The organism is Streptomyces sp. NPDC051582, from assembly GCF_040681715.1.
In the GTDB taxonomy this organism is placed as follows: Bacteria; Actinomycetota; Actinomycetes; order Streptomycetales; family Streptomycetaceae; genus Streptomyces.
Genome location: NZ_JBFAZJ010000005.1, coordinates 92,056 through 112,530, shown reverse-complemented (window position 1 = coordinate 112,530; position 20,475 = coordinate 92,056). Strand labels below are relative to the sequence as shown.

The window sequence follows — 20,475 nt, the reverse complement described above, 5'->3', positions numbered from 1 at the left end:
TCACACCCACGTCCGGGGACGGAAACGGTTTGCCCGCTCCACCAGTTCGATCCTGTCCTCGCCCCGCTGCGCCAGCCGCGCGAGCACGCGGTACGAGCGCTCCAGCCCGAAGCGCAGGCCCCGCTCGTCCAGTTGACTGCCGAGCAGCGAGGTCCGGCCGGGGTCGGAACCCCGGCTACCCGACAGTACCCAGTCCAGGGCCGAGCCCAGAACCTCGGTCGACAGCCGTTCGTGCCGGACCGCGTCCAGCCCGAACCTCTCCAGCGCCTCCACCTGCGCGGCAGCCGCCGTCAGATCCGGAAGCAGGGGCTCCTCGGGAGAACGGTCGCGCAGGCGTGCCCGTACCGCCGCCACCCGTGCGGCGGTGTAGTGGATCGAGGCCTCGGGCACGGACTCCAGCGTGCGCACCGCCTTGGCCCGGTCGCCCGCGGCGAGCTGGACCCGGGCCAGCCCGAAGGCGGCGCTCACGAACCCCGGGTCGGTGATCCAGACCAGCCGGTAGTACTCGGCGGCGTTGTCCAGCTGCCCCAGGATCTCCGCGCACAGGCCCAGCGCCAGCTTCGGCGCGGGCTCGCCCGGGAAGGCGTCGTAGATCGCGTCGAAGGACAGGGCGGCCATCTCGTCCTCGCCGGTGGCCAGGGAGGAGATCCCGCGCGCCCACACCACCCGCCAGTCGTCCGGATGCCGGCCTTCCAGATCGGCCAGGGCGGCTCCGGCCGCGGCCAGTTCGCCGAGCTCCAGGCGGGCCCGCAGCTCGCGCAGCCGCAACTCGGCCGAGTCGGCGGGCGCCGCGTGCAGGGCCCCCAGCAGGTCGCCCGGTGCGGTGGCCAGCAGTCCCGCCAGGAAGCCCGCGTTGGGATCGGCCGAGTCCACCAGCGGCACCGGCAGCGACAGCGCCATGTCCCGGGCGTCCGGCGCGGCCAGCCCGGTGGGGCGTACGCCCGGCGCCGGCACGGGCGGCGCGGCCACCGGGGCGGCGTGCCGGGGAGCCGGCACCCGGGCCTGCCGCGCCGCAGCTCCGACGCGGTGCGTCGCGCTCGTCCCGAGCGGCGCCGACAGGGCCGAGGCCCCCGGAGCCCCGGAGGGGGCCGCCATCGCGCCCGGACCCGCGGCCGCCGCCGGAGCCGGCACGATCGCCGACGGCGCGGGCCGGCGCCCGAACCGTCGGCCGCCCGCCGCGGGACCCGGCACGGCGCGGGCCCCCAGCCGGGACACCTCGGCCCCGGCCACGTCGGCGAACAGCCGGGTGTCCGGAACCCGCAGCTCCGGTCCGAAGAGCGTGGAGAGCTGCGGCCGCGGCCGGCCCGTCTGGAGCGCCACGACCTCCCGCAGCACGCCCGTCAGCTGGTCCGCCATCTCCTGCGCGGACGAGAACCGCCGCCCCGGATCCGGATCGGTCGCCCGGACCAGCAGCCGGTAGAAGGACTCGTACCGCCCGAACACCTCGATGTGCTCCGGATCCGGCAGCGAATCCACGAACACGTTCGTGTAGCCCTGGAAGTCGAAGGTCAGGACGGCCAGCGTCCGCGCCACCGTGTACAGGTCGGAGGCGACCGAGGGGCCGAGCTCGGCCACCTCCGGCGCCTGGTAGCCCACCGTGCCGTAGATGGCCGACTCCTCGTCGTCCATCCGGCGCACGGCGCCCATGTCGATCAGCTTCAGCTGGTCCTGCTGCTGGATCGCGTTGTCGACCTTGAAGTCGCAGTACAGGAGGTTCCGGCTGTGCAGGTGCCCGAGCGCCTCCAGCGCCTCGATCCCGTACGCGCAGGCCTGCTCCACCGGCAGCGGATCGCGCCGGCCGTCGGGGCGCCGCCGTTCGTTCGCTATCTCCTTCAGCGATTTTCCGCCGACGTACTCCATGACGATGTACCCGTCCAGCGAGCCCGTCCGCTGGTCCAGGTGCTCCACGAAGTTGTAGATCCGCACGATGTTGGAGTGCTCGATCTCCGCGAGGAAGCGCCGCTCGGAGATCGCCGCCTCCATCGCGTCCTGGTCCCCGGTGTCCAGCAGGCCCTTGAGGACCACCCACCGGTCCGAGACGGCCCGGTCCACCGCCAGGTACACCCAGCCGAGGCCGCCGTGCGCCAGGCAGCCCGCCACCTCGTACTGACCGTGCACGACCTCCCCCGCGCGCAGCTTGGGCACGAAGGAGTACGGGTGCCCGCACTTGGTGCAGAACCCCTCGGTGCGCCCCGGCCGGTCCCCGCGCGAGCGGCCCACCGGAGCCCCGCAGTCCGAGCGCGAGCAGAACCGCTTGCGCTCCGGCACCTCCGGGTTCTCCAGCACCGCCGCCGAGGGATCCGGGCGCGGCACCTCCGGGACGTTGACCAGCCCGGCGCCCAGCCGGCTGCGCCCCGAGGGGCCGGCCGCCGAACCCGAACTGCGCACCGACACCGAGCGGCTCGACGCGGCGCCCGGCAGGGAGCGCGAGAGCCGGCCCGACACCGAGCGGCGCGAGGACGAGGAGCGGGAGGACCGCGAGGAGCGCGCCGAGGCCGAGGTCGACCCCGAACGGCCGGAACGGCCCGATCCGTGAGAGCCGTGGGAGCCGTGGGCCCCCTGCGAGTCGGGGTACCGGGCCGCGCTCGTCATCCCCGTCGGCGGCGAGACCAGCTCGTCCGCGCCCGCCGCGACGGAGCCGATCGGCGCGAGCCCGCAGGTGTCGCAGTACAGCCCTCCGTCGCCCATGTCCTCGTACGACCCCGGGCAGCCGGGGCGAACGCACGCGGTTCCGACCAGACTCATGCGTCCTCCTCCCCCGGCCCGTCGGGCCGGTACTGCGGCTGCGGCGGTGCCAGTGACTCGGCCGTCGCCTGCTGGTAACGCAGCACGGCCTGCTCGGCGGCCCGCAGATCGCAGGGCGCGCTCCACAGCATCCGCCGTGCCGTGTCGTACCGCTCGACCAGGAGCGGATCCTCTGCCATGCCGTGCCGGGCCACCTTCGCCTTGTACGCGTCCAGCCGCCCGCGCAGCTCCGCGCGCACGGCCAACGGCGCCGTCACCGCGGTCAACGATTCGCGTGCCCTGCGCAGTTCCTCGTCGGCCCGCTCCTCCAGCGATTCCAGCAGCGGCGAGAGCCGGTGCCACTGGGCCTGGCGGCGGTACTCGGCCGCCGCGGCCAGCTGCTCCTGGAGCGCCGTGGGCGGCCCGCTCACGACGGGCACCTCCGAAGCCGCGATCTTCGCCAGCACCTCGCCGCGCGCGGTCCGCGCCTCCGCCAGGGTCCGGTCGGCCCGCGAGAGCACGTCCCGCAGGCTGATCAGCCGCTGCTCGGCGTCCTGCCGTACGTCCAGGACCGCCTCGATCTCCCGGCGTACGTCCTCCAGCGCGACCGCGGCCCGGTCGTACCGGGTGGTGTCGGGGCGGCCGCCGCCCGGAGCGGAACTTCCCGCCACCGGCTGCCAGAACGCCAGCGGGTCCGCGATCACCTGCTCCCGCAGTCCCGTCAGCTCGGCGGTGATCGCCTCCAGGTCGTCTCCCGAGGGGTGTTCGCCCGGGCGGACGCCCACCGAGTGGGCCAGCGAGCGGGTGCGGTGCAGCTCGGCCGCGAGCAGGTCGATGCGGGCGGGCAGCGCCGACCACACCGAGTCGGCGGCCACCACCACGTCCAGCGAGCTCGCGTACAGCTCGTTCATCCGTGCGACCAGCTCCGCGAGCGAGAGCCGCTCCGCCAGCGCCACGCCCTCCGCCCCGGCCCCGGCGATCAGGACCCCCGGCCCGCGCAGCCGCTCGGTCAGCTCGATCAGCTCCTCGCGGCCGGGCCAGCGGCGCCGCTCGCGGATCTCCCGGGCTGCGCCCAGCGCCCCGCTGTAGGCGTCGAAGTACGTCCACAGCCGGGTGATGGCGGCATCTGCCGCCGCCCAGCGCTCCTTGGTGACGCCGGTCAGCCCGGCCCCTTCCAGCAGCCGGCGCCCGGCGTGGTCCTGGAGGGCCAGCAGCGAGGTCTCGACGGCCTCGTGCTCCGCGCCGAGCCGGGCCAGGGCGCGGTCGACGTCGTCCCGGTCCATCACTGCCGACTGCGCCTCCACAAGCCCCGCCTCCGCTTCCCTGACATCGGGCTCCGACTCTGCCACCTGTCTCAGCCGTCCCGGTACTTCGGCGCGGGCGGTCCGGCCACCCCGGGCAGAACGGGCTTGAGGTGCGTCACGTACGCCTGCATCCAGGGGCTGCCGTCACCGCCGGCGCGGTAGTCCTCCAGCACCTTGTTGACCCGGCGCACCAGGTCGGAGGCGTCCTTGTTCATGGCCACCCCGTAGAACTCCCTGGTGAACGGGGAGCCGACGAGGCGCACCGACGGGTCCTGCGCGGCCTGGCCGGCCGCGAGCGCGTTGTCCGTGATGATGCCGTCCACCTCGCCCAGCTGCAGCCGGACCAGGCAGTCGAGCTGGTTGGGCACGCTGACCGACACCGAGCCGTACGGCTGGGCCCTGAGCGCCGCCTCCGCCGTGGAGCCGGCGGCGGTGCAGATGCGGCGGCCCTTCAGCGAGGCGTCGTACCCGGTGATGGGGGAGCCCTTGGGGGCCAGGACCTGCTGTCCGGCCTCGAAGTACGCCGTCGAGAAGGCGACGTCCTCCAGCCGCTTGCAGTTGATCGTCATGGTCCGCACGACCACGTCGACGCGGCCGTCCTGGAGCGCGGGGACGCGCTGGCTGGTGGGGATGGCCCGGTAGATGACCGCGTTCTCGTCGCCCAGGATGTCCTTGGCGATGGCCTTGACCAGGGCGATGTCGAACCCGTCGAGCCGGCCGTCCACCGGGTTGCGGTAGCCCCACTTGAAGCTGTTCTGGTCCACGCCCGCGACGAGCTTGCCCGCCTTGCGGATCCGCTCGATGGCCGGCCCGTCGACGCCGTTCGGGCGCAGGCTGGCCTCCGGGTCCTGGCAGGTGTCGGTGAGCGACCAGGGGGCCGGGGCGGCCGCCATCGAGGCGGGCTCGCGGACCACGGCCGGGTGGCCGCCCTCCGGGGCCGCCTGGGCCAGCGGCAGCAGTACGGCCGCGGCCGTCACCGCGCAGGCGGCCGCCATCGCGCTCACCCCGCCCCAGCCGCGCAGCCGGGCGCCGACGCGCCGCAGGCCCGAAGCACGGGGCACCGGGCCGGGCGTCCCGGCCGCAGTTCGTGTCCCGGCCGCGCCCTGTGCCCCGGCCGCGCCCTGCGCGCCGCCGTCGTGGCCCTCGTCGGGGGACTTCACGCGTATCCGCATCGCTGTCACCTGTACTCCGAAAGCCGGCGCCCGATGCCGAGCAGAGCCGCCGCCGCGCCGACGACCGCCAGGGCCGCCGAACCCGTCACCAAACCGCCCAGCGCGCCGAGCCCGCCCCGGGCCGCCCGGGTGAACTCCTTCTGCTCATGGGCCACTGCCTGTTCCAAGGACGCGTCCACCGTGTCGAACGAGGCGCCGCTGCTGTCCTTGTGGTCCCTGTCCCCGATGACCTGGGGCAGAGCGGCCTGGTAGTCGCCGCGCAAGTCGGTCTCCCGGGCCGCGGCGTGCCGCTGCTTCCACTGCTTGACGCCCTCCACGGCGCGGGCCACCGGATCCCGCCCGCTGCTGTCGTCCGCCAGCTTCTGCGCCCTCGCCAGACCCGCGTCCAGCTCGTTCATCTCGGCCGTGAAGTCCACGTCGTACTTGTCCGACTTGTTGTCCTCGGCCAGTACGGCGCCCCGCGCGATCAGGGTCAGGTTCTCGCTGGCGCGCGCCTGGAGCGAGGCGATCCGCGCGTCGTTGAGCACCTTCAGCGACTCCTGCCCGTCCGATCTCGCCTCGGCCAGCTCCGCCCGGGCGACCGTGTGGCCCACGGCCAGCCACATGAGCACCACCAGCGAGGCGGCCGTCGCCGCCACGAGGCCGTGGTTGAAGACCCGGTTCGTGCGCCGGTAGTTGCGGCGCTGGGCCCAGGCCAGCACGGCGAGCGCCAGGAGCCCCGTGCCGATCGAGGCCAGCGGAAGCGAGCGGGCGTCGTCGTAGTCCGTGTAGAGGCGGCCCGTCTCCGCCTCGTACAGCCGCTGCGCGGCGGGCAGCAGCTGGGTGCTCATCTGCTCGTTGGCGTAGCGCAGGTAGGCGCCGCCGAGTGGCAGGCCCTGCTTGTTCGTGGCCCGCGCCTGCTCGATCAGGCCCGTATAGCGCGGGAGCTGCTCGCTCAGCAGCGCGATCTGCTTGCGCGAGTCCTCGTCCGCCCCGGTGTTGGCCGCCGCGTTCACCAGCAGCTTCGAGGCGTTGGAGATGTCCTTCTCGTACCGCTCGCGGACCTCGCGCGGCTCGTCGCCGCCGGCCAGGAACCCGCTGGAGGAGGCCGTGTCGGCATCGGCGAGCGAGCGGTAGATGCTCGCCGCGTCCGCGCTCAGGGGCTGGCTGCGGCCCACCACGTCGTCCGCGGCGCCGACCCGGGCGGAGATCTCCCAGACGGTCACCACGCCGAACAGCAGCACCAGGGCGGCCAGGGCCGCCCCGATGATCCGCAGCCGGCCGGGCTCGGTCGTGGCGGCAGCGCGCAGGCGCTCCACACCCTCGGCCCAGGCCGTGCCCGGCCGGGCGGGGCCGTCCGGCGGCCCCGGCGGCGGGCCGGGCGGCGGCACGGCGACAGCGCCCCCGGGCGCGGGCGCGCGTGATGTGATGGCCACCGTGACCTCCCCCTCGGTCCTGACTGCTCCGCAGCAGTATGGCCGTAGTGGCGGTCATCCACAGCACCCGGTGCTCGATCTTGGCGATCCACCACCGTCGTGCGCCGACCCCACCCCTTCACCGTGGATACGACTCCACGGCCGCCACGGTTCCAGACGCGGGCCCTTCCGGGGCGGGTTCACCCGAAATGGGCACGGAGTTTTCCGTGGGCTTCGGGCGGCGCCCCGAGCGCGTCCAGGCCCAGCAGTCCGGCGCCCAGTACGGGCGGGGCCGAGACCACCGACACCCGCGCGTACGGTGCCCGCCGGGCCAGCTCCGCCGCGATCCGCTCGTCCAGCCGCTCGTGGCCGGCCGTGAGGACACCACCGCCGAGCAGCACCGGAGCCTCTTCCTCCAGCAGCTCCAGCCGGGCCAGCGCCACCGAGGCCAGCGCCACCACCTCGTCCGCCTGCCGGTCCACGATCGCCGAGGCCACCGCATCGCCCGCCGCGGCCACCGAGAACAGCACCGGCACCAGCTCGTGGGTCCGGTCGTGCGCCAGCGTCCCCAGGTGGAGCGCTTCGATCAGCTCGGCCATCGAACCCAGCCCGAAGTGCCCCGGCAGCGCCGCCGCCAGCTCCGTCGGGCCGCCGCGGCCGTCCTCCGCCCGCGCCGCCCACCACAGGGCCTCCGCGGCCAGGCCGCCTCCGCCGCCCCAGTCCCCGGAGATCTGCCCGAGGGCCGGGAAGCGGGCCGTGCGCCCGTCGGGCCGCATCCCCACGCAGTTGATGCCCGCCCCGCACACCACCGCGACCCCCCGCGGCCGCTCGGCCGCGGCCAGCCCGGCGCGCAGGATGGCGAAGGTGTCGTTGAACACCCGGGTCCGCGCACCCCAGCCGCGCGCGCCGATCGCCTCCGCGAGCCGGCGCTCCTCCACCGGGAGGTCGGCATTGGCCAGACACGCCGAGACCTGCTCGGCGTACGGGACCCCGGGCGCGGCCGGCCCCAGCGCGGCCGCCTCCAACGCCTGCGCCACCGCCCGTCCCAGGACGCCCACCGCCTCCTCGACACCGGTGCGCGGCGGCTGGAAGCCGCCGGAGCGCCCGGTGCCGAGGACCGTTCCGTCCGCGGCGATCAGGGCCGCGTCCGTCTTGCTGTTGCCCGCGTCGATGGCCAGGACGGCGGCCCGAGCGGGCCGGGCTGGCCGGGTGGGAGGGGCGGGAGGGGTCACGCCCATGCCAGGTGCTCCTTGTTGTGCGCGAGGAGACGGTCGGTCAGGCCCTCCGCCAGGTCGAACTGGCCGACCAGGGGGTGGGCCAGCAGCGCTTTGAAGACCCGCTCTCGACCGCCCCGCACGGCCGCGTCCAGCGCCAGGTCCTCGTACGCCGTGACGTGCGCGACCAGTCCCGCGTACAGCGGGTCGAGGCGCGGCACGGCGAGCGGCACCGGGCCGGACCGGTCCACCCGGGCCTGCACCTCGATCACGGCGTCGTCCGGGAGGAACGGCAGGGTGCCGTTGTTGAGCGTGTTGACCACCTGCACGGCGGCCGGGCCCGGCCCGGCGTCGCCCAGCAGCGCCGCCGCCAGGTCCACGGCCGCCTCCGAGTAGAAGGCCCCGCCCCGCTTGGCCAGCAGCTCCGGCTTCTCGTCCAGTGCCGGATCGGCGTACAGGGCGAGCAGCTCCTTCTCCATCGCGGCCACCTCGGCGGCCCGCGAGGGCTTGCCGCCGAGCTCGCGCACCACGGAGTCGTGCGCGTAGAAGTACCGCAGGTAGTACGAGGGGACGGCGCCGAGGCGGTCCAGCACGGCGCGCGGCAGCCGCAGGTCCTCGGCGACGGCCGCGCCGTGCTCGGCGAGCAGCCGGGGCAGCAGGTCCTCGCCGTCGGGGCCGCCCTTGCGCACCCCCAGCTCCCAGGTCAGGTGGTTGAGGCCCACGTGGTCCAGGTGGATGTCGCAGGGGGCGAGGTCCAGCAGCGCCGCGAACTTCCGCTGGAAGCCGATGGCCACGTTGCACAGCCCCACCGCCTTGTGCCCGGCCTGCAGGAGGGCGCGGGTGACGATCCCGACGGGGTTGGTGAAGTCGATGATCCAGGCGTCCGGGTTGGCCCGCCGGACCCGCTCGGCGATGTCCAGGACCACCGGCACCGTCCGCAGCGCCTTGGCGAGGCCGCCGGCGCCCGTGGTCTCCTGGCCGACGCAGCCGCATTCCAGCGGCCAGGTCTCGTCCTGGAGCCGGGCCGCCTGCCCGCCGATGCGCAGCTGGAGCAGGACCGCGTCGGCCCCCTCGACGCCCGCGTCGAGATCGGCGGTGGTGGTGACGCGCCCCGGGTGCCCCTGCTTGGCGAAGATCCGCCGCGCCAGCGCGCCGATCAGCTCCAGCCGCTCGGTGGCGGGGTCGATCAGCACGAGTTCGCTGATCGGCAGGGTGTCGCGCAGCCGCGCGAAGCCGTCGATCAACTCGGGCGTGTAGGTGGATCCGCCGCCCACCACTGCGAGTTTCATGGTCACTAGCCTTTCACTCCGGTCAGGGTGACGCCCTCGACGAAAGCCTTCTGGGCGAAGAAGAAGAGGACGATCACCGGCGCCATGACCAGTACGGTCGCGGCCATGGTGAGGTTCCAATTGGTGTGGTGCGCCCCCTTGAAGGACTCCAGTCCGTAACTGAGGGTCCAGGCGGCGGGGTTGTCCGAGGCGTAGATCTGCGGGCCGAAGTAGTCGTTCCAGGCGGAGAAGAACTGGAACAGCGCGACGGCGGCGATGCCCGGCTTGGCCATCGGCAGGACGATGCGCAGCAGGGTGCGGAGCTCGCCGCAGCCGTCGACCTTGGCGGCGTCCAGGTACTCGTCCGGGATGGTCAGCAGGAACTGGCGGAGCAGGAAGATCGAGAACGCGTCGCCGAACGCCATCGGGATGATCAGTGGCCACAAGGTGCCGGACAGGTCCAGCTGCTTGGCCCAGAACAGGTACATGGGGATGACCACCACCTGCGGCGGCAGCATCATCATGGCGATCACCAGCAGCAGCGACAGCCGCCGCCCGCGGAAGCGGAATTTGGCGAGCGCGTACGCCACGGGCACCGAGGAGACCACGGTCAGCAGAGTGCCCAGCCCCGCGTAGAGCAGGGTGTTGCGCCACCAGGTCAGGAAGCCCGGGGTGTTCCAGACCTTGGCGTAGTTGCCCCATTCCCAGGTGTCGGGCACGAGGTCGCGGGTCAGGGCCTGCTGGTCGCTCATCAGGGAGGTCAGGAAGAGGAAGACGAAGGGGAGGACGAAGAACAGGGCGGCGGCCACACCGAGGGCGTGCACGCCGATCCAGTGCAGGAGGGCCTTGCGGCCGGCGGCGCCGCCGCGGCGGCGCGGTCCGGCCTCCTGCGCTGCCGCCCCGGTCCGCCTCGTGGCGGTGGGCGCCGTCGCATCGGTCAGTTGGGCCATCTCAGTCACCTGTTCCGATCAGCCCGCCACGGCGGCGCATCAGGAGTGCGGTGAAGGCCATGGAGAGGGCGAAGAGGACCAGCGCGACGACACACGCCGTGCCGTAGTCGAAGCGCTGGAAGCCGACGTTGTAGACGACCTGGGGGAGGGTCAGCGTGGACTTGTCGGGGTAGCCCGGCTCGAACTGCTGGCCCGAACCGCCGATGACGCCCGCGGCGACCTTCCCCGCCACCAGGGGCTGCGTGTAGTACTGCATGGCCTGGATGACCCCGGTGACCACCGCGAACAGGATGATCGGCGCGATGTTCGGCAGGGTGATGTGCCGGAACCGCGCCCAGGCCCCGGCCCCGTCCAGCTCCGCCGCCTCGTACTGCTCCTTCGGTACGTCGAGCAGCGCGGCCATGAAGATGACCATGAGGTCGCCGACCCCCCACACCGCGAGGGCGGTGAGCGCGGGCTTGGACCAGTCGGCGTCGGTGAACCAGCCGGGGGCGGGCAGACCGACCGCCTCCAGCAGGGTGTTGACCGGACCGGTGCCGGGGTTGAGCAGGAAGACGAAGGCCAGGGTCGCGGCTACGGGCGGGGCCAGGTAGGGCAGGTAGAACAGGGTCCGGAAGACCCCCGCCGCCGTCTTGATCTTGGTGATGAGCAGGCCGACGCCGAGGCCGAAGACGACCCGGCAGGTGACCATCACCACGACCAGCCACAGGGTGTTGCGCATCGCCGGCCAGAACAGCGGATAGTCGGTGAAGACGTACGTCCAGTTGTCCAGGCCGTTGAAGACGGGCGGGCGGAAGCCGTCGTACTTCGTGAAGGAGAAGTACACGGTGGACAGGAGCGGGTACGCGAAGAAGACGGCGAACCCGATCAGCCAGGGCGACATGAAGGCCGCGGTCCGCAGGGCGGACCGCCGGCGCTTCGCCCGCAGCGGGGGCGCGACGGCGCTGGTGCCGGTGCTGGTGCCGGTACTGGTCATCGGGGGCTACTTCGCCTTCGCGATGTCCGTGTCGATCTGCCGGCCGGTCTTGTCGAGACCGGCCGCGATGTCGGCGACGTCGCCCTTCTCGACCGCGTACGCGAGGTCCTGGAAGGTCAGCTGGTAGGTGCCGCCGTCGGCCTGGGCCGGGGTGGTGTTCGACTTCGCGTTGCGGGCGATGTCGAGGAAGGTCTTGAACTCCGGGGTGACCTGGAGGTTCGGGGACTCCAGCGCCGCCAGCGTGGAGGGCACGTTGTGGATGGCGTTGGCGAAGGCCACGACCGCCTCGGTGTCGGTGGTCATGTACTTCACCAGTTCCCAGGAGGCGTTCTGCTTCTTGCCGCCTGCCGCGATGCCCATGATCGTGCCGGAGAGGTAGCCCTTGCCGTAGTCGTCGGCCTGGTCGTCCGGCACCGGCAGCGGCGCGGTGCCGATCTCGAACGCGACCCCGGCCTCCTTGGCCATCGAGGCCCGCCACTCGCCGTCGATCTGCATCGCGACCTGCCCCTTGTGGAAGGGGTGCTCGGCGCTCCACTCGTCGCCGAAGGTGTTGCGGAACTTCTCCAGCTTCTCGTAGCCGCCCAGCTTGGCCACCAGGTCCTTCTGCGCCGTCAGCATGCTCGCGAACGCCGGGTCCTTGGCCAGGTTGGACTTGCCGTCGGCGTCGAAGTACTTCGGGCTCCACTGCGCGGCCAGGCGCACGGGGGTGGTCTCGTAGCCGTGGTAGGTCGGCATGATGCCGAGCTGGTCGTACGAGTCCCCGTTGGGCTTGGTGAGCTTCTGGGCGACCTCGACGAACTGGCTCCAGGTCCTGGGCGGCTCGGTGATGCCCGCGGCCTTGAAGGCGTCCTTGTTGTAGACGAGCCCGTAGGCGTCGTTCAGCAGCGGCAGCGTGCACTGGTTGCCGTTGAACTGGGTGTAGTCCAGCAGGGTCTTGGGGAAGACCTTCGCCTTGTCTATGCCGGCCTTCCGGAGGAAGGGGTTCAGGTCGGTGAAGGCGCCGGTGTTGCAGAACTTGCCGACGCTGTCGGTGGTGAACGAGGAGACCACGTCGGGAGCCTTGTCCCCGCCCGCCCGGAGCGCCTGGTTGATCTTGTCGTCGGTCATGTTGCCGGTGACCTTGACCTTGATGTTCGGGTGCGCCTTCTCGAACCGGGCGATGTTCTCCTCGATCGCCTTGATCTCGCTCGGCGCGGACCAGCCGTGCCAGAAGTTGAGCGTGACCTCCTTGTCCGGATCGTCGGAGGCCGTGCTTCCGCCCTGGCCCGTGCAGGCGGTGGCGAGGACGGACAGCGCGGCGACGGCGGTGGCCGCGGCGGTCATGCGGCGGGTTCTGGGCATGGCGGGGCTCGCTCTCTGCGGGAGGAACTTCCGGGACGGGTGCCAGGGGATGCGGTGAGGGGTGACGCCGGGTGCGACGGGGTGCTCGGGGCCGGTGGTGCCGGTCCCGCGGGGGTGGGGCGGTCAGCGGCGCGAGGTGTCGAAGACCTCGTCGCGGGTGGTGGCGAGGGCGCTCTCCAGCGCGCCGCGCAGTACGGGGCGGTCGCGCACGGTGCCGGACACCAGGCGCGGCCGCGAGGGGGCGAGATCGGCGAGCTCGGCCTCGACGAGCCCGCGCAGTACGTCCCCGCCGGCGGTGGTCACCGCGCCGGACAGCACAACGATCTCCGGGTCCAGTACGGCGACGAGCGCGGCGACGCCGGTGGCCAGGGCGGTGGCGTACTGCCGGAGGAACAGCAGGTTCGCCCCCTCGGGATGCTCGGCCGCCCCCGTCAGGAGCGCGACGGCCGCGGCGACGGGCGTCCCGACGGCAGAGGTGACGGGCGCGGCCGCCGATCCAGGGCCGGGGCCGGCGCCGGGCGGTGCCCCGATGCCCAGCGCGGCCGCCATCGCGGGCACCGCCTGTACGCCGGCCAGTTCCTGGTACCCGCCGGAGTTGACCTGGGTGACGTGCCGGACCAGGGGGTGGCCCGGTACGGGCAGGAACCCGACCTCCCCGGCGCCCCCGGTCCAGCCGCGGTGCAGCCGGCCGCCGAGCACCAGGGCGGCGCCGAGGCCCTCCTCGTTCCACAGCAGGACGAAGTCCCCGTGGCCGCGGGCCGCGCCGAGCCGCTGCTCGGCGACGGCTGCCAGGTTCACGTCGTTCTCGTACTCGACCGGCATCGGCAGGGCCGCCGCGAGCTCCTCCAGGAGGGTGGGGGAGTGCCAGCCGGGCAGGTGGTCGGCGTAGCGCAGCGCCCCGGTGCTGGGGTCGAAGGAACCGGGGGTGGCGATGACGACCCGGTGGACGTCGGAGCGTTCGAGCCCGGCGTCCTTGACCGCCGCACCGAGGGCCCGGGTGACCCGGTCGACGGCGCCGGTGCCGGTGCCCTCCGCGTACGGGAGCGCGTGGCTGCCGATCACCTCGCCGGTGAGATCGGCGACGGCCGCGACGATGCCGCTCGGGGTGACGTCCAGTCCGGCGACGTGAGCGGCGCGCGGGTTGACCCCGTACAGCTGGGCGTTGGGTCCCGGGCGGCCGCCGGTGGTGCCGGAGGCCACGACGAGCCCGGCGGCTTCGAGGCGGGCGAGCAGCTGGGAGGCGGTGGGCTTGGAGAGCCCGGTGAGCCGGCCGATCCGGGTGCGGGACAGGGGACCGTGCTCCAGCAGCAGGTCCAGCGCGGCGCGGTCGTTCATGACGCGCAGGAGGCTGGGGGTACCCGGGGTGGTGCCGGTCATGGGCGCTCTCCGTCATCGGCTCGGTCGACGGCAGGGTCGACGGCACTGCTCCTTCAGCGGCGCATGCGGCCGTCATGAACTGTTAGGTAAGTTTCCTATCGGTGTTTGAGCCATGTCAATGCCGCTGCCCCCGCAGAAATGAACCTGCGGGGGCAGCGGTGTGGTGCGGGAGGGGGGGAGAGGTCTACTTGGTGATCCGGGGGGCGCCGACGGACGGCGGGATCGGGGCGGTGGCCAGGGACTGGGGGGAGGTCGGGTTCGCGAGCGCCGACGGCGCGGCCACGGCGGCCGACGGGTCGGCCGCGTCCTCCTCGTCCTCGGCGGCCGGCAGACCGCCGATGATCCCGATGCCGGCCTCGTCGAAGGCCTCCTTGATCCGCCAGCGCAGCTCGCGCTCCACGGCGAACTGCTGGCCCGGCATCGTCTTCGCCGAGACCTTCACCGTCATCGAGGCCAGCAGCACCTCGTCCAGGCCCAGCACCTCCACCGGACCCCACAGGCGCTCGTCCCACGGGGACTCCTTGGCCAGGCCGTCCGCGACGTGCTTGACCACCTCGCGGATGCGGGTCAGGCTCTCCGACGGCTTGACCTGGACGTCCACGCCCGCCGTCGCCCAGCCCTGGCTGAGGTTGCCGATCCGCTTGATCTCGCCGTTGCGGACGTACCAGATCTCGCCGTTGTCACCGCGCAGCTTGGTGACGCGCAGGCCGACCTCGACCACCTCGCCGGAGGCCACCCCGGCGTCGATCTTGTCGCCGACGCCGTACTGGTCCTCCAGGATCATGAACACGCCGGACAGGAAGTCCGTCACCAGGTTCCGCGCACCGAAACCGATCGCCACACCGGCCACACCGGCGCTCGCGAGCAGCGGGCCCAGGTTGATGCCCAGCGCGCCGAGCACCATCAGTCCGGCCGTGCCGAGGATCAGGAACGAAGCGACCGATCGCAGGACCGAACCGATCGCCTCGGAGCGCTGCCGCCGGCGCTCCGCGTTGACGAGCAGCCCGCCGAGCGCCATGCCCTCGACGGCCTCGGCGCCCCGGTTCATGCGGACTATGAACTTGGTCAGCGACTTGCGGACCAGCGAGCGGAGCGCTGCCGCGATCACCAGGATCAGCAGGATCTTCAGGCCGAGGTACAGCCATCCGGCCCAGTTCTCCTCGATGAAACTGGCGGCGTTCGTGACGCTCTCGTGGGCTTCCTTGACGGAAGCGGCCGGGTCCGGGGTGTCGGCTGCCAGGGGCAGCAGGGCGGCAGGCCAGGGCACGACGGGAACCTCCAGGTATAGCGGTCCGCCCGCGGAAAGGGGTGTGCGGGGCAGGCCTTCCACACTAACGGGGCATTCGGGTGACCCCGTTGCCGTGTTCGAGGGAGAGACCGGGCTCACCTGGGGATGAAGCGGGTGTGGTTGAAAACACCTCGGACCCGTTACGGGCGCGTGGTGGCGCTTCGACCAGCCGTAAGGGGAGACTGGAGAGCAGATCGTCCCGGCGCGAGCCACGCGCCGCCGGCGTACAAGGAGGCAGTCCGTGCCGCACGTCCTGGTCCTCAATGCGTCGTACGAGCCGCTCGGCGTCGTACCGCTCCGCCGCGCGCTCGTCCTCGTCCTGGAGAACAAAGCCGTCTCCCTGGAGGAATCCGGCGCCTTTCTGCACAGCGCGACGAGAGTCGTCCCCGCGCCCAGCGTGGTCCGGCTCAAGCGCTTCGTGCGGGTCCCCTACCGGGGGCCCGTTCCTCTCACCCGCCGCGCGCTGTTCGCCCGCGACGGCGGACGCTGCATGTACTGCGGAGGGGTCGCCACCAGCGTCGATCACGTGATCCCGCGCAGCCGGGGCGGGCAGCACGTGTGGGACAACGTGGTCGCCGCATGCCGGCGGTGCAACCACGTCAAGGCGGACCGGCACCTGCTGGAGCTGGGCTGGCGCCTGCGCCACCAGCCGGCTCCGCCGTCGGGCCTGGCCTGGCGCATCATCGGCACGGGGCACCGGGACCCGCGGTGGATGCCGTACCTGGAACCGTACGGTGCGGAGGCGGCCCTGGACCGCATCGGCGCGGCGGCGTCGTAGCCCCCTGAGCCCCGTTCCACCCCGCCACCGTTCCGGTCCGGGCCCGGTCCGGAACGCTGGCGGGCCGGGGTCGGGGCCCGCGGCCGGGCTGAGTGATCGTGCGCCCCTTATCGTGCGGGACCCGCGTCCGGGACCTCCGGTCGCTCTGCCGTCCCGGTCCCGAGGTCCTGCCGGGCCCCTCTGCCCGGATCACGGACCTGCTCCGGCCCGGCAGCGAACCCGGCTGCCGGCACCGGCACCTGCGCGGCGGCGAAACGGCTCGGCGCGCCCCGCCCGCGCCCCGCCCCGCGATCGTGCCCGCGGCCCGCGCCGGTGCCCGCGGCCGTGGGGGTTCTGACCCGGATGCGCCAGGAATGCGGCGCTGTACACGGGGTATGGCTGCGATGTTCCCCGGCGGTGTTCCATGGTTGTTGATCCGCCCTCATGCCCCGTACGGACAAAGGAGCAATCGCCCGTGAACACCGCACCCGGTATCCGACACACCCCTCTCCTCGCCCACCTGCCCGCGCAGGCCGGGTCCGCCGAGGAGCCCCTCACCAGCGAGCCCCCGCTCGCCGGTTCCGCCCACGCGCCGCTGACCAGTGAGCCTCCGCTCTCCGGTGAGGCGCCGCTGACGAGCGAACCGACCACGCCCGCCTAGACACAGGGACACAGGTACTCACATGGACGACCTCGCCCGGCTCGCGGCCCTGCACGGCGTCGCCACCACCTACCAGCCCGCCGAGGACGTCACCGTCCGGGTCCCGGAGGCCACCGTCGTCGCCGTGCTGCGCGAGCTGGGCGTGGACTGCGCCACCCCGGAGGCCGTGCGGGGGCATCTGGCCGAAGCCGGGCGCGAGGCCTCCCAACGGCTGTTGCCGCCCGTGCTGGTGTGGTGGGCCGGGTCGGAGCGGCCTGCGGAACTGGCGGCGCTGCCTGCCGGTACGCGGATCCGCCTGGAGGGCGACGAAGCCGAGGGCTGGGAGTCCGAGGGCCGCGAGTCCGAGGGCCGCGAGTCCGAGGGCCGCGAGCCCGGCGGGCGCGGGGTGCCGCCCCTCGGCGTGCACCGGCTGGGTGCCGAGACCCCCGACGGGCGCACCGGGGAGGCCACGCTGATCGTGGCTCCCGAGCGGGCGCCCGGTGGGGGCGGGCGGGTGCACGGGGTGCTGGTCCAGCTGTATTCCCTGCTCTCCGAGCGGTCCTGGGGCATGGGCGACCTCGGTGACCTCGCCGCGCTCGCGCGGTGGGCCGGGCGGGCCCACGGGGTCGGCTTCGTCCAGGTCAACCCGCTGCACGCCGCCGTACCCGGGGTGCCGACCGACCCCTCCCCGTACCGGCCCTCCTCGCGACGCTTCCCCGACCCCGTCCACCTGCGCATCGAGGACGTCCCCGAGTACGCCGAGTGCCCGGAGCGGGCCGCTCTCGCCGAACTCGCCGGGCAGGGCGCCGAACTGCGCCGCGAGGTGCTGGAGAAGGGGGCGCTGATCGACCGGGACGCGGTGTGGGAGGTGAAGCGCCGGGCCCTCGAATTGCTCTACGCCGTTCCGCGGAGCCGCGGACGCGAGGGCGAGTACCGGGAGTTCTGCGCCGAACAGGGCGAGGCCCTCGACCGGCACGCCGCCTGGTGCGCGCGAGACGGCCTGGCCGCCGACTTCCACCGCTGGCTGGTCTGGCTGACGGACACCCAGCTCGCGGCCGCCCAGCGGGCCGCCCGCGACGCCGGGATGCCGGTCGGCATCGTGCACGACCTCGCCGTCGGGGTGCACCCCCACGGCTCGGACACCCTCGGCCCGCCGCTCTACGCCCAGGGCGTCTGCGTCGGCGCCCCGCCCGACGCCTTCAACGCGCGCGGCCAGGACTGGGGGCTGCCGCCGTGGCGGCCCGACCGGCTCGCGGCCACCGGGTACGCACCGTTCAGGGCGCTGCTGCGCGGGGTGTTCCGCTACGCGGGGGCCCTGCGCATCGACCACGTCATGGGCCTGTTCCGGCTCTGGTGGATCCCGGAGGGCGCGCCGCCCGCCGAGGGCACGTACGTCTCGTACGACGGCGAGGCGATGCTCGCCGTCCTGGTCCTGGAGGCCCACCGGGCCGGGGCTCCGGTCATCGGGGAGGACCTCGGGACGGTCGAGCCGCGCGTCCGCGAGGCGCTGGCCCGGCGCGGGGTGCTCGGTACCTCGGTCCTCTGGTTCGAACGCGACTGGGCGGGCGACGGGCAGCCGCTCGCCCCGGCGGCCTGGCGCGCCGACTGCCTGGCCACCGCCACCACCCACGACCTGCCGCCCACCGCCGCCAAGCTGGCCGGCTCCCATGTGGAACTGCGTGAGCGGCTCGGCCTGCTGACCCGCCCGCTGGAGCAGGAACTCGCCGAGGACGCCGCCGACACCGCCCAGTGGCTGGACGTACTGGAGGGGCTCGGGCTGGACACCAAGGGCGAGGAGGCCGCCGTACGGGCCCTGTACGGGTTCCTGCTGCGCACCCCCGCCCGGATGGTCGGCGTGTGGCTGCCCGACGCGGTCGGGGACCGGCGGCCGCAGAACCTGCCGGGAACCTGGGACCAGTACCCCAATTGGCGGCTTCCGCTCGCGGACTCGGCGGGACGGCCGCTGACCCTGGAGGCGCTGGCCGCCTCGCCCCGGGCGAACGCCCTGCTGAGCGCCGTGCGGGAGGGGGCGGGTGCCCGTACGGCACCCCCGGGCGCGCGCCGCGTTTAGGTGTTCGCTACGTTTGCACCGTGGACAAGAAGAACGCTCTGCGCGCCGGCGCCGTCACGGCCGGATCGACGCTGATGATGCTGCTGATGACGTCTCCCGCCCTCGCGGTGGCCCGCGACGACGGCGACGACCCGGGTCCGGGCCTGAGCATCGCTCAGACGCTCGGCCTCTACGTGGCCACGCCGATCGTGCTGTTCCTGATCATCGCGGGCCTGGTGATGGTCCTCGACAAGTCCGACAAGCGGCAGCCCGCCAACTGAACGGACTGAACGGCCGGCCCCGGTAGGGGTCGGCCGCCATCAGACCTCCGGAGCGCCGGGGGTCCGCAGACCGATGCCCTCCCGGCTCCGGTGCGGACCTCCGGCGCTCCGTCGTGCGTTCGGGGGCCGCGCCGGGCTGCCGCGTCAGGCCCCCTGGACCTCGGCCATCAGCCTGCGGAGCAGGGCCCCCAGGGCGGCGACCTCCTCCTCGCCGAGTCCCCTGAGCGCGGCGTGCTGCACCTCCAGCCCGGCGGCGACGGCCTCGTCGATGAGCGCGAGCCCGCGGTCGGTGATCGTCACCCGGAGCCCGCGCCGGTCGTGCGGATCGGGCGTGCGGAACAGCAGCCCGGCCTTCTCCAGCTTGTCCAGGCGCCCGGTCATGCCCCCCGTCGTGAGCATGAGCGTGGCCGACAGCTGGCGCGGCGAGAGCGTGTACGGGGCGCCGGAGCGGCGCAGCGTGGCCACGACGTCGAACTCGCCGCGCGAGATCCCGTACGGGGTGTAGGCCCGCTCCACCGCGTCCCCCATGGTCCGGGCGATCCGGTAGATGCGGCCGAAGACGGCCATGGGAGCGGTGTCCAGGTCCGGTCGCACCGCGTACCACTGGTCGATGATCGCGTCGACGGCGTCACGGTCGGCGCCGTCCGCAAGAGCCTCGGTCATGGAACGCAGTATCCGGTCTCCCTCCGGTCGTTCGCAAGAAAGTTGCTTGCAGGAAAGTAGCTTAGGAGTAAGCTACTTTCGAGCAAGCAGCCTACTGGGGGAGCCACTGCCGTGAAGCGTTTCGCCACCGTCGCCCTGACCGCCCTCGCCCCGATCTCCTGGGGCTCGACCTACGCGGTCGCCACCGAGCTGCTCCCGCCCGACCGGCCCCTGTTCACCGGGGTCATGCGGGCCCTGCCCGCCGGACTGCTGCTCACGGCCCTCGCCCGCAGGATTCCCAGCGGCGCGTGGTGGTGGAAGGCCGCCGTCCTCGGCACCCTCAACATCGGCGCCTTCTTCCCGCTGCTCTTCCTCTCCGCCTACCGGCTGCCCGGCGGGGTGGCGGCCGTCCTCGGTTCCGCCGGGCCGCTGTTCGTCGTCGGACTCGCCGCCCTCGTCCTCGGGGAGCGGGCGCGGCTGCGGACCGTACTCGCCGCCGTCGCGGGGGCGTTCGGCGTGAGCATGGTGGTCCTGACCGCCGCGGCCCGGCTGGACCTCGTGGGCATCGTCGCCGGGGTGGTCTCCTCCGCCTCCATGGCCGCCGGCACGGTCATGACCAAGCGCTGGGGGCGCCCGGAGGGGGTCGGTCCGCTGGCCCTGACCGGCTGGCAGCTCACCGCCGGCGGGCTGGTCATCATCCCCGTCGCGGCGCTGGTCGAGGGGGCGCCGCCCGCGCTCGACGGCAAGGCCTTCCTCGGGTACGGCTACATGATGCTGATCAACACCGGTATCGCGTACTGGCTCTGGTTCCGCGGGATCGGCCGGCTCACTGCCACCTCGGTCACCCTGCTCGGCCCGCTCTCCCCCCTCACCGCCGCCGTCATCGGCTGGGCGGCCCTCGGGCAGGCGCTCTCGCCCGTGCAGGTGCTGGGCATGGCGATCGCCTTCGGGGCCACGGCCGCGGGCCAGCTGTTCGCCGCCGGGGCCAAGGTGAAATCGTTCAGTTCTACTGAAGAGAATGATCGGAACATTTCGATGGACCTGACGGATGCCCCGGTGCGACGGTAGAGCCACTTCAGGTCAGACCTGATCGGATC

General features: G+C 73.3%; 17 protein-coding genes. 5 read left to right on the top strand and 12 right to left on the bottom strand.

Features of this window, described 5'->3' with window-relative positions:
* The 11 genes from AB0M92_RS09495 to AB0M92_RS09445 all read right to left on the bottom strand — a co-directional run bounded on the left by AB0M92_RS09495 (nt 1) and on the right by AB0M92_RS09445 (nt 14,987).
* A complete protein-coding gene (locus AB0M92_RS09495) occupies nt 1–2,745 on the bottom strand; it encodes a tetratricopeptide repeat protein (RefSeq protein ID WP_366101508.1) in 2,745 nt (914 codons plus the stop codon).
* Entirely contained in the window at nt 2,742–4,007 is a 1,266-nt protein-coding gene (locus tag AB0M92_RS09490; protein WP_366101507.1) for a hypothetical protein, read from the bottom strand. The genes AB0M92_RS09495 and AB0M92_RS09490 overlap by 4 nt, the downstream gene beginning before the upstream one ends.
* 71 nt (nt 4,008–4,078) lie before the next feature.
* Nucleotides 4,079–5,023, bottom strand: coding sequence for a glutamate ABC transporter substrate-binding protein (locus tag AB0M92_RS09485; protein ID WP_366101653.1), 945 nt, complete (start codon nt 5,021–5,023; stop codon nt 4,079–4,081).
* Nucleotides 5,024–5,205: 182 nt separating this feature from the next.
* Entirely contained in the window at nt 5,206–6,498 is a 1,293-nt protein-coding gene (locus AB0M92_RS09480; protein ID WP_366101652.1) for a hypothetical protein, read from the bottom strand.
* A 296-nt stretch (nt 6,499–6,794) separates the two neighbouring features.
* Nucleotides 6,795–7,832: a BadF/BadG/BcrA/BcrD ATPase family protein gene (locus tag AB0M92_RS09475; protein ID WP_366101506.1), complete on the bottom strand. Its 1,038-nt coding sequence runs from the start codon at nt 7,830–7,832 to the stop codon at nt 6,795–6,797.
* The gene (locus tag AB0M92_RS09470) at nt 7,823–9,097 is read right to left on the bottom strand and encodes a 6-phospho-beta-glucosidase (protein WP_366101505.1); all 1,275 of its coding nucleotides are present in this window, start codon (nt 9,095–9,097) and stop codon (nt 7,823–7,825) included. The genes AB0M92_RS09475 and AB0M92_RS09470 overlap by 10 nt, the downstream gene beginning before the upstream one ends.
* A gap of 5 nt (nt 9,098–9,102) precedes the next feature.
* On the bottom strand, nt 9,103–10,026 hold the full coding sequence (locus tag AB0M92_RS09465) for a carbohydrate ABC transporter permease (protein WP_366101504.1): 924 nt from the start codon (nt 10,024–10,026) through the stop codon (nt 9,103–9,105).
* Between the two features lies 1 nt (nt 10,027).
* Nucleotides 10,028–11,002, bottom strand: a complete 975-nt coding sequence (locus AB0M92_RS09460; RefSeq protein WP_366101503.1) for a sugar ABC transporter permease — start codon at nt 11,000–11,002, stop codon at nt 10,028–10,030.
* Between the two features lie 6 nt (nt 11,003–11,008).
* Complete coding sequence (locus tag AB0M92_RS09455) at nt 11,009–12,343, bottom strand: ABC transporter substrate-binding protein (protein WP_366101502.1); 1,335 nt, start codon at nt 12,341–12,343, stop codon at nt 11,009–11,011.
* A 123-nt stretch (nt 12,344–12,466) separates the two neighbouring features.
* Nucleotides 12,467–13,720: an ROK family transcriptional regulator gene (locus AB0M92_RS09450; RefSeq protein ID WP_366101501.1), complete on the bottom strand. Its 1,254-nt coding sequence runs from the start codon at nt 13,718–13,720 to the stop codon at nt 12,467–12,469.
* Nucleotides 13,721–13,904: 184 nt separating this feature from the next.
* A complete protein-coding gene (locus AB0M92_RS09445) occupies nt 13,905–14,987 on the bottom strand; it encodes a mechanosensitive ion channel family protein (protein ID WP_366101500.1) in 1,083 nt (360 codons plus the stop codon).
* A 262-nt stretch (nt 14,988–15,249) separates the two neighbouring features.
* Between AB0M92_RS09445 and AB0M92_RS09440 the strand changes: the two genes are divergently transcribed.
* From AB0M92_RS09440 to AB0M92_RS09425, 4 genes are all read left to right on the top strand, one after another.
* A complete protein-coding gene (locus AB0M92_RS09440; protein WP_030159431.1) occupies nt 15,250–15,786 on the top strand; it encodes an HNH endonuclease in 537 nt (178 codons plus the stop codon).
* A gap of 454 nt (nt 15,787–16,240) precedes the next feature.
* On the top strand, nt 16,241–16,426 hold the full coding sequence (locus AB0M92_RS09435) for a hypothetical protein (protein WP_366101665.1): 186 nt from the start codon (nt 16,241–16,243) through the stop codon (nt 16,424–16,426).
* Between the two features lie 22 nt (nt 16,427–16,448).
* Nucleotides 16,449–18,476, top strand: coding sequence for a 4-alpha-glucanotransferase (locus AB0M92_RS09430; RefSeq protein ID WP_366101499.1), 2,028 nt, complete (start codon nt 16,449–16,451; stop codon nt 18,474–18,476).
* Nucleotides 18,477–18,496: 20 nt separating this feature from the next.
* Nucleotides 18,497–18,736: a hypothetical protein gene (locus tag AB0M92_RS09425; protein ID WP_366101498.1), complete on the top strand. Its 240-nt coding sequence runs from the start codon at nt 18,497–18,499 to the stop codon at nt 18,734–18,736.
* Between the two features lie 144 nt (nt 18,737–18,880).
* On the opposite strand, the gene AB0M92_RS09420 is transcribed toward AB0M92_RS09425, so the two are convergent.
* Complete coding sequence (locus AB0M92_RS09420; RefSeq protein ID WP_366101497.1) at nt 18,881–19,399, bottom strand: MarR family transcriptional regulator; 519 nt, start codon at nt 19,397–19,399, stop codon at nt 18,881–18,883.
* Between the two features lie 111 nt (nt 19,400–19,510).
* Here AB0M92_RS09420 and AB0M92_RS09415 point away from each other — a divergent pair, with 111 nt between their 5' ends.
* Nucleotides 19,511–20,446 (top strand): EamA family transporter, encoded by a 936-nt coding sequence (locus AB0M92_RS09415; RefSeq protein ID WP_366101496.1) that lies wholly within the window; start codon nt 19,511–19,513, stop codon nt 20,444–20,446.
* Nucleotides 20,447–20,475 lie beyond the last annotated feature (29 nt).

Bases quoted from the DNA above. Each gene is read 5' to 3' on its own strand.
- AB0M92_RS09495 (WP_366101508.1), bottom strand. From the start codon at position 2,745: ATGAGTCTGGTCGGAACCGCGTGCGTTCGCCCCGGCTGCCCGGGGTCG.
- AB0M92_RS09490 (WP_366101507.1), bottom strand. From the start codon at position 4,007: ATGGACCGGGACGACGTCGACCGCGCCCTGGCCCGGCTCGGCGCGGAG.
- AB0M92_RS09485 (WP_366101653.1), bottom strand. From the start codon at position 5,023: ATGGCGGCCGCCTGCGCGGTGACGGCCGCGGCCGTACTGCTGCCGCTG.
- AB0M92_RS09475 (WP_366101506.1), bottom strand. From the start codon at position 7,832: ATGGGCGTGACCCCTCCCGCCCCTCCCACCCGGCCAGCCCGGCCCGCT.
- AB0M92_RS09470 (WP_366101505.1), bottom strand. From the start codon at position 9,097: ATGAAACTCGCAGTGGTGGGCGGCGGATCCACCTACACGCCCGAGTTG.
- AB0M92_RS09465 (WP_366101504.1), bottom strand. From the start codon at position 10,026: ATGGCCCAACTGACCGATGCGACGGCGCCCACCGCCACGAGGCGGACC.
- AB0M92_RS09460 (WP_366101503.1), bottom strand. From the start codon at position 11,002: ATGACCAGTACCGGCACCAGCACCGGCACCAGCGCCGTCGCGCCCCCG.
- AB0M92_RS09455 (WP_366101502.1), bottom strand. From the start codon at position 12,343: ATGCCCAGAACCCGCCGCATGACCGCCGCGGCCACCGCCGTCGCCGCG.
- AB0M92_RS09450 (WP_366101501.1), bottom strand. From the start codon at position 13,720: ATGACCGGCACCACCCCGGGTACCCCCAGCCTCCTGCGCGTCATGAAC.
- AB0M92_RS09430 (WP_366101499.1), top strand. From the start codon at position 16,449: ATGGACGACCTCGCCCGGCTCGCGGCCCTGCACGGCGTCGCCACCACC.
- AB0M92_RS09420 (WP_366101497.1), bottom strand. From the start codon at position 19,399: ATGACCGAGGCTCTTGCGGACGGCGCCGACCGTGACGCCGTCGACGCG.